The 12,993-nt window shown below is 67.4% G+C and carries 14 protein-coding genes; 5 read left to right on the forward strand and 9 right to left on the reverse strand.

Annotated features, from left to right (window positions below; translation table 11 throughout):
• Positions 1-85: 85 nt before the first annotated feature.
• Both PBN85_RS05325 and PBN85_RS05330 read left to right on the forward strand, forming a co-directional pair.
• Positions 86-1,396 carry a carbohydrate porin gene (locus PBN85_RS05325; protein WP_271300369.1) on the forward strand — a complete coding sequence of 437 codons (1,311 nt, stop codon included), beginning with the start codon at positions 86-88 and terminating at the stop codon, positions 1,394-1,396.
• Between the two features lie 52 nt (positions 1,397-1,448).
• Entirely contained in the window at positions 1,449-3,218 is a 1,770-nt protein-coding gene (locus PBN85_RS05330) for a methyl-accepting chemotaxis protein (protein WP_271300844.1), read from the forward strand.
• Positions 3,219-3,231: 13 nt separating this feature from the next.
• Here PBN85_RS05330 and PBN85_RS05335 read toward each other — a convergent pair whose 3' ends face one another.
• From PBN85_RS05335 to PBN85_RS05350, 4 genes are all read right to left on the reverse strand, one after another.
• Complete coding sequence (locus PBN85_RS05335) at positions 3,232-3,936, reverse strand: NTP transferase domain-containing protein (protein WP_037535033.1); 705 nt, start codon at positions 3,934-3,936, stop codon at positions 3,232-3,234.
• A complete protein-coding gene (locus tag PBN85_RS05340) occupies positions 3,936-5,027 on the reverse strand; it encodes an inositol-3-phosphate synthase (protein WP_037535032.1) in 1,092 nt (363 codons plus the stop codon). The genes PBN85_RS05335 and PBN85_RS05340 overlap by 1 nt, the downstream gene beginning before the upstream one ends.
• Positions 5,024-5,797 carry a CDP-alcohol phosphatidyltransferase family protein gene (locus PBN85_RS05345; protein ID WP_271300370.1) on the reverse strand — a complete coding sequence of 258 codons (774 nt, stop codon included), beginning with the start codon at positions 5,795-5,797 and terminating at the stop codon, positions 5,024-5,026. Before PBN85_RS05345 ends, PBN85_RS05340 begins: the two co-directional genes overlap by 4 nt.
• Positions 5,798-5,926: 129 nt before the next feature.
• Positions 5,927-7,975, reverse strand: coding sequence for an NAD(+) synthase (locus PBN85_RS05350; protein ID WP_271300371.1), 2,049 nt, complete (start codon positions 7,973-7,975; stop codon positions 5,927-5,929).
• A gap of 116 nt (positions 7,976-8,091) precedes the next feature.
• On the opposite strand from PBN85_RS05350, the gene PBN85_RS05355 reads away from it, so the two are divergent.
• The 3 genes from PBN85_RS05355 to bfr all read left to right on the forward strand — a co-directional run bounded on the left by PBN85_RS05355 (position 8,092) and on the right by bfr (position 9,350).
• Positions 8,092-8,445, forward strand: coding sequence for an ArsC family reductase (locus PBN85_RS05355; protein ID WP_271300372.1), 354 nt, complete (start codon positions 8,092-8,094; stop codon positions 8,443-8,445).
• Between the two features lie 112 nt (positions 8,446-8,557).
• Positions 8,558-8,728, forward strand: a complete 171-nt coding sequence (locus tag PBN85_RS05360) for a (2Fe-2S)-binding protein (protein WP_081793093.1) — start codon at positions 8,558-8,560, stop codon at positions 8,726-8,728.
• A 106-nt stretch (positions 8,729-8,834) separates the two neighbouring features.
• Entirely contained in the window at positions 8,835-9,350 is a 516-nt protein-coding gene (bfr, locus tag PBN85_RS05365) for a bacterioferritin (protein ID WP_271300373.1), read from the forward strand.
• A 57-nt stretch (positions 9,351-9,407) separates the two neighbouring features.
• Here bfr and PBN85_RS05370 read toward each other — a convergent pair whose 3' ends face one another.
• The 5 genes from PBN85_RS05370 to PBN85_RS05390 form a co-directional block, all read right to left on the reverse strand.
• Positions 9,408-9,803, reverse strand: a complete 396-nt coding sequence (locus PBN85_RS05370) for a glycine zipper 2TM domain-containing protein (protein ID WP_037535027.1) — start codon at positions 9,801-9,803, stop codon at positions 9,408-9,410.
• 72 nt (positions 9,804-9,875) lie between these two features.
• Positions 9,876-10,523 carry a peptidylprolyl isomerase gene (locus PBN85_RS05375; RefSeq protein WP_271300374.1) on the reverse strand — a complete coding sequence of 216 codons (648 nt, stop codon included), beginning with the start codon at positions 10,521-10,523 and terminating at the stop codon, positions 9,876-9,878.
• 395 nt (positions 10,524-10,918) lie between these two features.
• On the reverse strand, positions 10,919-11,332 hold the full coding sequence (locus tag PBN85_RS05380; RefSeq protein WP_081793092.1) for an Hpt domain-containing protein: 414 nt from the start codon (positions 11,330-11,332) through the stop codon (positions 10,919-10,921).
• Between the two features lie 96 nt (positions 11,333-11,428).
• Positions 11,429-12,817: a ribosome biogenesis GTPase Der gene (der, locus tag PBN85_RS05385; RefSeq protein WP_271300375.1), complete on the reverse strand. Its 1,389-nt coding sequence runs from the start codon at positions 12,815-12,817 to the stop codon at positions 11,429-11,431.
• 9 nt (positions 12,818-12,826) lie between these two features.
• Positions 12,827-12,991 (reverse strand): hypothetical protein, encoded by a 165-nt coding sequence (locus PBN85_RS05390; protein WP_271300376.1) that lies wholly within the window; start codon positions 12,989-12,991, stop codon positions 12,827-12,829.
• Positions 12,992-12,993 lie beyond the last annotated feature (2 nt).

Below are 12,993 nucleotides of genomic sequence, written 5' to 3' on the forward strand. Positions count from 1 at the left end.
AAAGTTCTTTAATGGAAAGTCCGCTGACGTAACGGGGGGCGGACGGATGTGGGGTAAGGTCATATGGGGTATCGCCTCCTGCAGCTTGGCCGTCGGATGCGGCGTCGGTCCCGCCGCTGCCCAGGATCTTGCCGCGGGTCCGGCGACGGTTCCCCCACCGCAGCAGCAGGAGGGGTCGCGCGGCGATCCCGGTATCCGCCTCGCGCTCGGCTATACGGGGGAGGCGGCGACCAATGTCCGTGGCGGCCTGCATCGCGACGCCGCTTATGCCGGCCAGGTCTATCTCGGCGTCGACGCTGATCTCGGACGATTGGCGGGAGTCGATGGCGGGACGCTGCATCTCGCCGTCACCGATCGCCACGGCAGCAACCTCAGCGCCATCGCGATCGGCAACAACACGTCGGTGCAGGAGATCTGGGGGACGCAGAACGTCCATCTCGCGATCCTGACGTATGAGCAGCGGCTGCTCCACGATCGCCTCACCGTCGAGGCGGGGCGGAGCCAGGCGAACCTCTATTTCCTCAATGCGCCCGTCTATTGCCAGTTTCAGACGAACTCGGCCTGCGGCAACCCGACCTTTATTTTCAAGGTCAGCAACTTCACCTACTTTCCGGCATCGAGCTGGATGGCGCGGGCGCGGCTATCGCTCGGCGGCACCGTCTATGCACATGCCGGGGTGTTCGAGGTCAATCCCGACCGCCGTCGACCGGGCGATCACGGCATTGCCTTCGGCACCGGCGGCGCGACCGGCGTCATCATCCCCTATGAACTCGGCATCGCCGCCGATGGCGCGAGCGTCCGCCGGCCGCATCATTATGCGATCGGCGGCTGGTTGGACCATGCCGATTACGACGACCCGCTCCGCGACGATCAGGGCGGCATCGCGATCACGAGCGGCCGGCCCGCGGCGATCCGCCACGGGCGATCGGGATGGTTCGCCCGCTTCGATCAGATGCTGACTCGGCCCGACCCGACGTCGCTGCGGGGGCTCACGCTGTTCGGCGTCGCGATGACCAATATCGAAGGGCGGACGAGCGAGACGCACTTCCTCGAACTCGGGCTGTCCTACGCCGGCCTGCTGCCGGGGCGCGAGCGCGATACGCTCGGCTTCGTCATCAACGACCAACGGTTCAGCGATCTCGCGCTTGGCGCCATGCGCGCCGCCCGTCGCACGACCGGCGGGTCCGCCGAGGTGCCGCGGCATCAATATATGATGGAACTGGCCTATGGCGCGCAACTCGGCCCCGCCGTGCGCCTGTCGCCGAACCTGCAATATATCGTCCACCCCGATCAGAGCGGCGCGCCGTTACGGCCGCGCGATATCCCCGATGCCTTGGTGCTGGGGCTGAAGTTCACCGTCGACGCGCCGGCATGGCTCGTCCGTCCGGCGCGGTGATCCGTCGCCCCCTTCCCACATCCCCCCAGCGGAGCGTGACCCCGTGCGCCTCATGATCAAGACCAAGCTTCTGCTGACGTTCGGCATCGTCATCGCGCTGCTGATCGGGACCAACGCCTATAGCTACGTCAACCTGACGCTGTTCAACGACACCGTCACCGCGCTGCTCGAAGGACCGGCGGCGCGCAAGGAGCGGATCCAGTGGATCACCGAATATGAACTGCGCGCGACCCGCGGCCTCTACGACCTGATCGAGGCGCCGACCGACACGGAGCGCCACAAGGTGGAGGCGTTGAACGACAGCCACCGCCAGAGGCTCAAAACCGATACGGCCTGGCTGATCGATCATGCCGAAGACGAGACGGACCGGCAGGCGTGGCGCGCCGTCGCCGACGACATCGTGCGCTACGGGCGCGTCGAGCAGAGCGTGCGGGCGCTGCGCGATGCGGGCCGGTCGGCCGAGGCGCGCGCCATGGCCTATCAGGTAGCGCGGCCGATCACCGACGATATCGAGCGGCTGGAAACGCCGGTGTTCTACAAGCAGCGTGACGAGATGGCGGCGAGCGAGAAGGCGACCACGTCGACCTACCGGACCGCGGTGCGGCTGATCGCGGTCTTCGCGGCCGTTGCGGTGGCGCTATCGACGGCGGCGGCGCTGTGGATCGCCTTGGGGATCACCAGGGGCCTCGCGGCGCTGACGCAGGCGGCAAATGCGGTGGCGGTGGGCGACCTCGACCAGCAGGTGAGCGTCACCGGCAACGATGAGATCCGCGATCTCGTCGATACAGTGAACGTGATGACCGGCAACCTGCGCCTCTCGGCGGTCCTGGCGGATACGATCGTGAGGGGGGATCTGACCGTCGACCATCAGCCGCTGTCGAACAAGGATCGGCTGGGTCATTCGCTCGTCGCGATGGTGGCGCGGCTGCGCGCCGTGGTTGCCGAAACCACGGGGACGGCACAGGTCGTCGCGGCCGGCACGCAGCGCCTTTCCGTCATCGCCGAGCAGGTCAGCGAAGGCGCCGTCCAGCAGGCCGCCGCCGCCGAACAGGCTTCGGCGTCGATGGAAGAGATGACCGCCAACATCAAACAGAATGCCGACAATGCGATCCAGACCGAGGCGATCGCGCGCCAGGCGTCGATGCGGACCGAGCAGAGTGGCGTGGCGGTGCAGGAGGCGACGCGCGCGATGCAGATGATCGTCGAGAAGATCAGCATCGTCCAGGAGATCGCGCGGCAGACCGATCTGCTCGCGCTCAACGCCGCGGTCGAGGCGGCGCGCGCCGGCGATCACGGCAAGGGCTTCGCCGTCGTCGCCGCGGAGGTGCGCAAGCTCGCCGAGCGCAGTCAGGCCGCCGCCGGGGAGATTTGCGGCATTTCCGCCGAAACCATCGCCGCGGCGGCGCATGCCGGCGACATGCTGACCCAGCTCGTCCCCGATATCCGGCGTACCGCCGACCTCGTCGCCGAGATCAGCGCCGCCTGCCGCGAACAGGATATCGGCTCATCGCAGATCAACGCGGCGATCCAGCAGCTCGATCTGGTGACGCAAGACAATGTCCAGGCCTCTGCCCGGATTTCGACGACCGCGACCGAGATCGCCGGAGAGGCGGCCGAGCTGGAGAAGGGCATCGCCGTCTTCAAGGTCGGCAGCTTGACGGCGCCGCCGACCGCGGACGCGACGGCCCGGACGCGGGCACAATCGCTCGTCCCCCAGCCAGCCGCGCGTACCCGCACGGACAAGGCCTTGCTGACCGCCCCGTCGGTCAGGGGGTTCAACCTGCACCTCCTCAACGACGAGGATCGGCCGCCTGCGCGCTGATCACCGGCGCCGTTCAGGCGGCGAGGCGCGTCATCCAGCCCTCGGCATGGGCGAAGGCGGGGGCGTCGTCGACGTCGAGCCAGTCGAGATCGCTGCAATCGACGATCGTCGCCGCGCCGTCTGCCGCGAGCAGGCGAACGCCCTCGGTCAGCGACGGGCTGTCGAGCGTCGCCAGCGCCGCGAAGAAGCGCTGCGACACCGCGAAGATGCCGGTGTCGTAGCAATCGTGCGGGTGCAGTTCCTTGCCGATCGCGACGATCGCATCGCCGCGCGTCGCGACGCAGGTGACGTCGAGCGGATCGACCCAGGGATGGCCGAGCCGGCGGTCGATGCCGAGCCGCAGCCCGTCGCCCGCGCCCGCCTTGGCGAGGCGGCGATAGTGGCGCGGCTGAACGAGGTGATCGCACATCGCGAGCACCGCGCCCTCGGCGCCGATCAGCGCACGCGCCGCCAGCGCCGAAACACCGTTCGGCTGATGATAGTCGGTCATCACCGTCACCACCTCGAGCGGCCAGCTGCGGGCGGCGAGGTGCGCGGCGATCGCCTCGGCGCCATAGCCGAGCGAGACGATCGCGCGCGTCAGGCCTGCCGCCGCCATGCCGTCGAGCGCATGATCGATCAGCGCCCGCCCGGCGACCGGGCAGAGCGGCTTGAACGGTGTCACCGAACGGAGCCGGCTGCCCTGACCGGCGGCGAGCAGCAGGCCCGTGGTGATCATCAGGCGGCCTTGATGAACGCCTCGACCGCGGTCTGGGCGAGATCGTCGGTCATCTGCGTGCGCGGGTGCTTGCAGAAATAGGCACTGGCGGGGTCGATCACGCCGGCGATGCCGCGATCCTTGGCGATCGCCGCGCAACGGATCATGTCGATCGCGACGCCGGCGCTGTTGGGCGAATCCTCGACCGACAGGCGCAGTTCGAGGTTCATCGGCACGCCGCCGAACAACTGGCCCTCCATGCGCAGGAAGCAGACCTTGTTGTCGTTCTGCCAGGGCACGTAGTCCGACGGCCCGATATGGACGTTGTCGTCGTCGAGCCGCTCGGCCGCGACCGACTGGACCGCCTCGGTCTTCGAGATCTTCTTGGATTCGAGGCGGCGGTGGTTCGACATGTTGAGGAAGTCGGTGTTGCCGCCGGTGTTGAGCTGATACGTCCGGTCGAGCTTGACGCCGCGCTTGGCGAACAGGTCGGTGAGCACGCGGTGGACGATCGTCGCGCCGAGCTGCGCCTTGATGTCGTCGCCGATGATCGCGACGCCGGCATCCTCGAACTTCTTCGCCCATTCCGGGTTCGAGGCGATGAAGACGGGGATGTTGTTGACGAAGGCGACGCCGGCCTCGAGCGCGCATTCGGCGTAGAATTCGGTCGCCTGCTGGCTGCCGACCGGCAGATAGTTCATCAGCACGTCGGTACCGCTCGCCTTCAGCTCGGCGACGATCTCGGCCTTGCTCGGCTGCGTGTCGTTGGCGACGATGAAGGTGCGGTCGTCCTTGTAATCCGCCATATGGTCGGCGACGCCGTCGAGCACCGCGCCCATCTTGACGAGCGTGCCGGTGGCAGGAACGTTGGCGGCGAACACCGCGGTGCAATTGGGCTTGGCGAAGATCGCCTCGGCGACGTCCTTGCCGACCTTGCGCGCATCGACGTCCCAGGCGGCGACGACCTTGATGTCGGAGGGCTTATAGCCGCCGAGCTCCCAGTGCATCAGCCCGACGAGATCGTTGGCGCCTTCGCGATAATGCTCCAGCCCCTGGACGAGCGAACTCGCGCAGTTGCCGATGCCGACGATGGCGATGTTGATGCTCTTCATGAATGACCCTGTTCGCTTGGAAAAAGAAGGGAATGCGGCGTAGCGCCGAAGACGAAGCGGCGCTCGACGCGCCGGTGGCGGTAGAGGCCGACCGCGCAGACCAGGGTCAGCGGGACGATCTCGAACCAGAAAAACAATCGCGGGTTGCCGATCAGGCAGGCGAGGCACACCGCCCAGACGCGGACGTTGGCGGTGAGCAGCGACTGGAGGCGCATCGCCGGCACTGCCGCGGCGGCATAAGCGGCACCGAAGGCGGCCCGATCCTCGGCCGCGCCGAAGCGCCGCTCGAACGGCATCGACACGCGGTCGACCGAGCCGGCGACGCTGTCATAGAGGCGGACGAGCGGCATGCCGGTCGGCACCGGCACCGCGGCGAGCGGCTCGCCGCGCAAACGGCGGTGGAAGCGCGCGCGCTCGCCTTCGTACAGGCTCGACTGGACGGCGTGGCAGCCGCCGGCGAGGATTGCCAGTACCCAGCCGCCGGTGGTGCCGATCGCACAGGCGAGCGCGATATAGATCAACGCGAAGACACCATGGTCGCACAGCCCGTCGAGCGTGCGGCCGAGGGCGCTCGCCGTCTTGGTCGCGCGCGCGATCATCCCGTCGAGCCCATCGGCGATCAGCCAGGCGACCGAGAAGATCAGGCCGATCACCGCCGCGGCGGGCGCCGACGCCTGCGCATAGGCCAGCGCCGCGATCGTGCCGCAGCCGAGCCCGATCACCGACACCGCATTGGCGGACAGACCGTGCCGCAAGGCAAGGGGGAGCAAGGCGTGTGACGCAGGATGAATCAGATAGAGATTCGATGGGTCCTCGATCCGGCGATCGCGCGAGCCATCCCGGGGAGGCGGTGTCATCAGATCTTCATAATGCGCCCCCGGGCAAATAAAGGCAATAATTTACGGAACGTTTCGCCGCAACTCGTCGAGCCAGACCGCCGCGCTGCCGTCCGCCGGCGCGCGCCAGTCGCCGCGCGGGCTGAGCGCGCCGCCGCCGGACACCTTCGGTCCGTTGGGGATGGCGGAGCGTTTGAACTGGCTGAGCTGGAAGAAGCGGACGATGAACCGCTCCAGCCAGTGTCTGATCGTCGGCAGATCGTAGGCGACGCGCCCCGCCGCCGGAACGTCCGCCGGCCATGCCCCCGCCGCGGCATCGCGCCACGCATGCCAGGCGAGAAAGGCGATCTTCGACGGCGCGAGCCCGTGCCGGACGACGTAATGCGCGAAAAAGTCGTTGAGGGCATAGGGGCCGATCATCGACTCGGTGCTTTGCATCGCGCCCGTCTCGGCATCGGCGGGGACGAGTTCGGGCGAGATCTCCTGGTCGAGGATCGTCGTCAGCACCGCATTGGTGGCCGCGTCATACTGACCGGTGCGGATGCACCAGCGGATCAGGAACTGGATCAGCGTCTTGGGCACGCCGCTGTTGACCGCGTAATGGCTCATCTGATCGCCGACGCCATAGGTGCACCAGCCGAGTGCCAATTCGCTGAGATCGCCGGTGCCGAGCACGATGCCGCCGCGCTGATTGGCGAGGCGGAACAGGTAATCGGTGCGCAGCCCCGCCTGCACATTCTCGAAGGTGACGTCATAGACCGGCTCGCCGCTCGCGAAGGGGTGGCCCATGTCGGCGAGCATCTGGCGCGCGGCGGGGCGGATGTCGATCTCGGCGCCGGTGCAGCCGAGCGCGCGCATCAGCGCCCAGGCATTGCTCTTGGTCGTGTCCCCGGTCGCGAAGCCGGGCAGGGTGAAGCCGAGGATGTCGCTGCGCGGCCGACCGAGCCGATCCATCGCCTTGGCGGCAACGATCAGCGCATGCGTCGAATCGAGACCGCCCGAGACGCCGATCACCAGCGTCTGCGATCGCGTCGCGGCGAGCCGCTTCGACAGCGCCTCGACCTGGATGTTGAAGGCCTCGTAGCAATCCTCGTCGCGCCGGCCGGGATCGTTGGGGACGAAGGGGAAGCGGCGGATCGGCCGCTCCAGCCCGCTGTCGTCGAGGCTGGGCCGGTGGCTGAAGCCGATGCGGCGGACGCGCGTCTCCGGATGGCCGGAGGCGATCGCGGCATCGTTGAACGTGCCGGTGCGCAGCCGCTCCTGGACGATCCGTTCGCCATCGACGTCTGCGACGGTGAGCTCGGCCGCCTGGACGAAGCGCTGCGATTCGGCCAGCAGGTCGCCGCATTCGTAGATGAAGCCCTGACCGTCCCAGGCGAGATCGGTGGTGCTCTCGCCCGGCCCCGCGGCGGAATAGACATAGGCGCAGGCGGTGCGCGCCGATTGTGCCGCGGCGAGCAGCATCCGCTCGCGCCCCTTGCCGATGACGATGTTGGAGGCGCTGAGATTGCAGCAGATCGTCGCCCCGGCGAGGGCGCCAATGGTGGAAGGCGGCGTCGGCGCCCAATAATCCTCGCAGATCTCGGCATGGACGACGAAGCCGGGCAGATCGTCGGCGGCGAACAGCAGGTCGGTGCCGAACGGCACGTCTTCCTCGCCGAGCCGGATGGTCAGGCCGGTGAGGCCGAGGCCGGAGGCGAACCAGCGCTTCTCGTAATATTCGCGATAATTGGGCAGGAAGGTCTTGGGCACGACGCCGAGGATGCGGCCGCGATGCACCGCCACCGCGCAATTGTAGAGCCGCCCGTTGCGGACCAACGCCGCGCCGACGAGCAGCAGCGGCGCGAGGCTCGCGGTCTGCTCGGCGAGCGCCACCACCGCCTGTTCGCTGGCGCGCTGCTGCGCCGCCTGCAGGTGAAGATCGTCGATCGCATAGGAGGTCAGGTTGAGTTCGGGAAAGACGACGAGGTCGACGCCGCGCGCATCGGCATCGGTTGCCGCCGCCACGGTCGCGGCGAGATTGACGGCGACCTCGCCGACGCTGGCGATCGGTGTCGCGGCGGCGACGCGGACGAGCTGGTGACGATGGATCGAGAAGAAGGCGTCGGTCATGCTGCACTGCTAGCCCTGAAGGGAGAAGGGTGCCAGCCGCGCGAACGCGCCTGGTCGGGAGGCGATCCGGGCCGATCAGCCTCGCCCTCGGCCGACCCGCCGGCTAAAGGCGACCGATGACGACGCTCTACGGCATCCGCAATTGCGACACGGTGAAGAAGGCGCGGGCCTGGCTCGACGGCGCGGGCATCGCTTACGCCTTCCACGATTACAAGACCGCCGGCATCGACGCCGCGCTGCTCGAATCCTGGGTCGCGCGGCTCGGGTGGGAGGCGTTGCTCAATCGCGCGGGGACGACCTTCCGCGCTCTGCCCGATACCGACAAGGCCGGCATCGACTCGGCGCGCGCGGTCGCGCTGATGCTGGCGCAGCCGTCGATGATCAAGCGTCCGGTGTTCGTCCACGACGCGATTCTGCTCGTCGGCTTCAAACCGGCGGCGTGGCAGGCGGCGCTGACGCCGGAATGCTGAGCCGGCGCCGCGGCATTGCGGCGAAGCGTGCCGGCACGACTGCGAATGATTAGCATTCCTCTTGCGACCGTCTCGCATTAGCTCCATAACTGCGGTCGAGCGAGGAGCATCCATGGTCGTCTGTGTTTGCAATGCGATACGAGAGTCCCAGGTTCGGGAGGCTGCCCGCAACGGCTGTCGCACCGCCTGCCAGGCCTATCAGTCGCTCGGCTGCCGCGCGAAATGCGGCCAATGCGTGCTGGTAGCGCGAGCGATTATCGACACCGAACGCGCTGCTGCCTGACGTTTGCAACGCAAAAAACGGCGGATTTCTGCGGTTTTTTGGCTTGTCGTCCGCCTCGGTCGCCGCCTAGATCGCCGCCATCGGCAACCATGGTGGAGTTTGGACGATGAAGGGTGAACCGCGCGTCATCGAATTGCTCAACGAGGCGCTCAGGAACGAGCTGACCGCGATCAATCAATATTGGCTACACTATCGCCTGCTCGATCACTGGGGCGTCTACAAGCTCGCCCAGTATGAGCGGATGGAATCGATCGACGAGATGAAGCATGCCGACTGGCTGTCGGAGCGCATCCTGTTTCTCGACGGTCTGCCCAATTTCCAGCTGCTCGGCCGGCTGCGCATCGGCGAGACGGTGGAGGAGATCCTCCGCTCCGATCTGGCGATGGAGCAGGAGGCGGTCGTCCAGCTCAAGGGCGCGATCGCCTATTGCGAGGAGGTCAAGGATTTCGTCAGCCGCGATCTGTTCGCGCGCATCCTCGCCAGCGAGGAGGAGCATGTCGATACGCTCGAACGCCAGTTCGAGATGATCGAGCGGATGGGGGTGCAGAATTACGTCCAACTCAATTCGATCAGCGAGCACGATTCGCCCAAGGCGGGCGCCGCACCGCACCGCAACGGCTGATCCGGAATGAAGACGACCCCGCGGCAAGCCGCGGGGTCGTTCTGGATTCTGCCATCCTTAGCGGCAGCGCACCTTGCCGCGATCGACCGAGCGGCCGAGTAAGGCGCCGCCGCCTGCGCCGAGCAACGTACCGAGCGTGCCGCCGCCGACGAGATTGCCGAGCACGCCACCGCCGACCGCGCCGACCACCAGACCGGTGGTGCCGTCATTGCGGCGGCAATAGGCGCGACCGTCCTGGCCGCGATAGATACGGTCGTTGCGGCCGAGGCGACGCTCGCGATAGCGGCCCTCACGATACGAATCGGAGGGGTTCCAATTGCCGTCGCGATCGCCCTGCCAGCGGTAATCGTTCCGCGCATTGTCGTAACGGTCGCGCTGCGCCGCGGCGGGGGTCGCGGCGATCGGCGACACCATCGCCACGGTGGCCAGTACGGCCAGGAACCCGGTCTTCATCGTTACTCTCCTAAAAGACTAGGCGGGATAACCGGGGGCGAGGCATATGGTTGCAACCGGGGCTGATCTGCCTCAGTGCGCCGGTCGATCGCGCGTCTTGACGAGCCACGGCTTGACCAGCCCGGTCGGGTGCGGCGTGCCGTTGAGGCGGCGCGCGGCGATCAGCCGCACCGGCTTGAGCAGCAACTGCCCGCCCATGCCGCCGCCGGTCGGCAGCGCCAGGATGCGCTTGATGACCGGCATGCCCGAGACGACGTGGCCGAAGGCGGCATAACCCGGATAGTCGCCTTTGGCGTCCATGCTCGGCATCGCGCCGACGGTGATGAAGAAATTGCCGCCCGCCGATCCCGCCTCGGCGCGCCGCGCCATCGAGATCGTGCCGTCGACATGGCGCAGCCCGGTCATCGCCGTGGTTTCGAGCGGGAAGGGCGGCAGGATGCGCCGCGCGTCGGTGCGGATGCCGCCCTGGATGAAGCCATAGCTCGGCGCGCTGCGGTTGCGAGCGGACCGATAGAAGCTCATCCCGTCGAACCGCCCGTCGTCGACATAGCCGAGGAAGTTGGCGACCGTGCGTGGCGCGTGCCGGGCATCGAGCGCGAGCACGATCGGCCCATAAGGCGTGTCGAGCCGGACGCGCACCATCGCGGGTTCGCGTGGTGCGGCGGCGGGGGTTGCGGTGGCAATGCCGAAGGTTGCGAGCAGGGCGAGGGGCAGGCGCATGCCTGCTTCGCTAGGCGGCGCGCGGCGCGGACACAACCGGGGAGAGGCAGGCCAAGGCTAACGATTGCGATAAACGAAACCTCAATTGCGTCTTTTGCAATTGCGAAGCATCGTGCTGCGATGCACAAAGACGGTGCCTTTCAGGCATCCTCTCCTAAAAACTTTTCGGCCGGTCGCAAGACCGGCCTTTTTTTTGGCCGCGACTTGGCGTATTCGTTTTTTGCCTAAAACGCGCCGTCAACGAAATATACGGAGCGGAGCCAGCCGGTCAGACCGGCACCGGCGCGGTTATGGGCACGGGGGATCGAGTCGCGCGGCGGTGACTCTCCCCCGTATCGAGTTCGAGAATTTTCCAGCAGGGTGAACTTCGTCTCTGAGACGACCCTTGCCGCCCCTCACACCTTCCGTCCGAATCCCCCCGGTGCCGGCCGTCGCGGTGCCACCGGGGCGGCTTCCCGCTCCAGCAACGCGAGCGTCTCGAAGAACAGCGGTCGCAACTGCACCACCAGTTCCAGCGCTTCCTCGCACGTGTCCTGCCGCTCGACGCAGTCGCGCGCCATCTCCTCGATCTGCTCGGCGAGGGTGGCGAGCGGTTCGGCGCCGAACTGCCGCGCCTCGCCTTTCAGTGTATGCGCCGGGATGACCATCGCCGCGGCGGTGGTGGTGCGCATCGCCTGTTCGATCGCGATCACCGACTTGACGCCGTCCTCCCGGAAATAGCCGAGAATGCGCACGAAACCGGTTCCGAGTTCGGCGCGTGCCTGCGCGTACACGGCCCAGTCGATCAACGTGCTGCCAACGAACGACACTGATTTCTCCCCGCAACCCGTGGGCACACCCCTGCCGGTCTCGCATCGGAGTAAGGCAAAGCCGTAAACATCACGTTGCCGCGCGGGGCGGCCGGTCTAATCCTTGGTGTCGAACGGGTTCTTCGGCGCGCGGAACGTCATCCGCACCGGTACCGCGCCAAAGCCCAGTTCCTTGCGCATCGAATTGACCAGATAACGTTCGTAGCTCGCCGGCAATTGGTCGACGCGCGTGCCGAAGACGACGAAGCTCGGCGGCCGCGTCTTGACCTGGGTGACGTAGCGCATCTTGATCCGCTTGCCGCCGGGGGCAGGGGGCGGATTGGCCTCGATCGCCTTTTCGAACCAGCGGTTCATCTCGCCGGTGCCGACCCGCTTCGACCAGGCGTCGCGGACCTCGAACGCCGCCTGCATCAACTGGTCGATGCCCTTGCCGGTCGCGGCGGAGACGGTCATCACCGTCACGCCCTTGACCTGCGACAGCCCGTCCTCGAGCGCGCGCTTGACGCCGTTGAACAGCGACGAGGCATTCTCCGCGACGTCCCATTTGTTGAGCGCGATGACCAACGCGCGCCCCTCTTCGAGCACCTTGTCGGCGATGCGCAGATCCTGCGCCTCGAGGCCAAGCGTCGCGTCGAGCAACAGCACCACCACCTCGGCGAAGTCGACCGCGTGCAGCGCATCGGCGACCGACATCTTCTCGAGCTTGTCCTGCACCTTGGCGCGCTTGCGCATGCCGGCGGTGTCGATCAGCCGGACCGGGCGCGGCTCGCCATGCGCACCGCGGCGCGGGTCGCGCCACAGCCAGTCGACCGCGATCGAATCACGCGTGATCCCCGCCTCGGGGCCGGTGATCATCCGGTCCTCGCCGAGCATGCGATTGATCAGCGTCGACTTGCCGGCATTGGGGCGGCCGACGATCGCGAGCTTGAGCGGCGCGTCGGCGCGGTCGTCGTCCTCCTCGTCGAGCGCGATCTCGGCGAGCGCCTTTTCGATATGCGGCAGCAGCGCCTCGAACAGCTCGGCCATGCCCTCGCCATGTTCGGCGGACAATTGCACCGGATCGCCGAAGCCGAGGCTGAGCGATTCGAGAATGCCCTGTTCGCCGGCCCTGCCCTCGGCCTTGTTGGCGGCGAGGATCACCGGTGTCTTCGACGAGCGCAGCCAGCGGCCGATCTCCTCGTCGAGCGGGACGATGCCGGCGCGCGCGTCGAACAGGAACAGCGCCACATCGGCCTGCCCGATCGCCGCCTCGGTCTGCAGCCGCATGCGGCCGGGCAGCGTCTGCGCGTCATGATCCTCATAGCCGGCGGTGTCGATGACGCGGAAGTCGAGGCCGATCAGATGCGCATCGCCCTCGCGCCGATCGCGGGTGACGCCGGGCCGATCGTCGACCAGGGCGAGTTTCTTGCCGACGAGGCGGTTGAACAGCGTCGACTTGCCGACATTGGGACGGCCGACGATCGCGACGGTGGGAATACGGGACATGGTTGCGCCTTAGAAGACCGGCGCGGAAATTACCAACGCTCGCCGGGCGGGTGGCGTCACCGGCGCGGCGAGCGTGTGTGCGCCGACCGCCTCGTTCGCCGAGAGGATCAGTATTCCCGCGCAGGCGGGAATCCAGTGGCCAAACAGACCATCGGCTTGCGGCAAGAAGAACACCG

It is taken from the genome of Sphingomonas sp. CV7422 (assembly GCF_027945725.1).
Classification (GTDB): Bacteria; Pseudomonadota; Alphaproteobacteria; order Sphingomonadales; family Sphingomonadaceae; genus Sphingomonas; species Sphingomonas kyungheensis.

Excerpts from the sequence above, each read along its gene's own strand:
- PBN85_RS05330 (WP_271300844.1), top strand. The coding sequence starts at position 1,449 with ATGATCAAGACCAAGCTTCTGCTGACGTTCGGCATCGTCATCGCGCTG.
- PBN85_RS05335 (WP_037535033.1), bottom strand. The coding sequence starts at position 3,936 with ATGATCACCACGGGCCTGCTGCTCGCCGCCGGTCAGGGCAGCCGGCTC.
- PBN85_RS05340 (WP_037535032.1), bottom strand. The coding sequence starts at position 5,027 with ATGAAGAGCATCAACATCGCCATCGTCGGCATCGGCAACTGCGCGAGT.
- PBN85_RS05350 (WP_271300371.1), bottom strand. The coding sequence starts at position 7,975 with ATGACCGACGCCTTCTTCTCGATCCATCGTCACCAGCTCGTCCGCGTC.
- PBN85_RS05355 (WP_271300372.1), top strand. The coding sequence starts at position 8,092 with ATGACGACGCTCTACGGCATCCGCAATTGCGACACGGTGAAGAAGGCG.
- PBN85_RS05360 (WP_081793093.1), top strand. The coding sequence starts at position 8,558 with ATGGTCGTCTGTGTTTGCAATGCGATACGAGAGTCCCAGGTTCGGGAG.
- bfr (WP_271300373.1), top strand. The coding sequence starts at position 8,835 with ATGAAGGGTGAACCGCGCGTCATCGAATTGCTCAACGAGGCGCTCAGG.
- PBN85_RS05370 (WP_037535027.1), bottom strand. The coding sequence starts at position 9,803 with ATGAAGACCGGGTTCCTGGCCGTACTGGCCACCGTGGCGATGGTGTCG.
- PBN85_RS05375 (WP_271300374.1), bottom strand. The coding sequence starts at position 10,523 with ATGCGCCTGCCCCTCGCCCTGCTCGCAACCTTCGGCATTGCCACCGCA.
- der (WP_271300375.1), bottom strand. The coding sequence starts at position 12,817 with ATGTCCCGTATTCCCACCGTCGCGATCGTCGGCCGTCCCAATGTCGGC.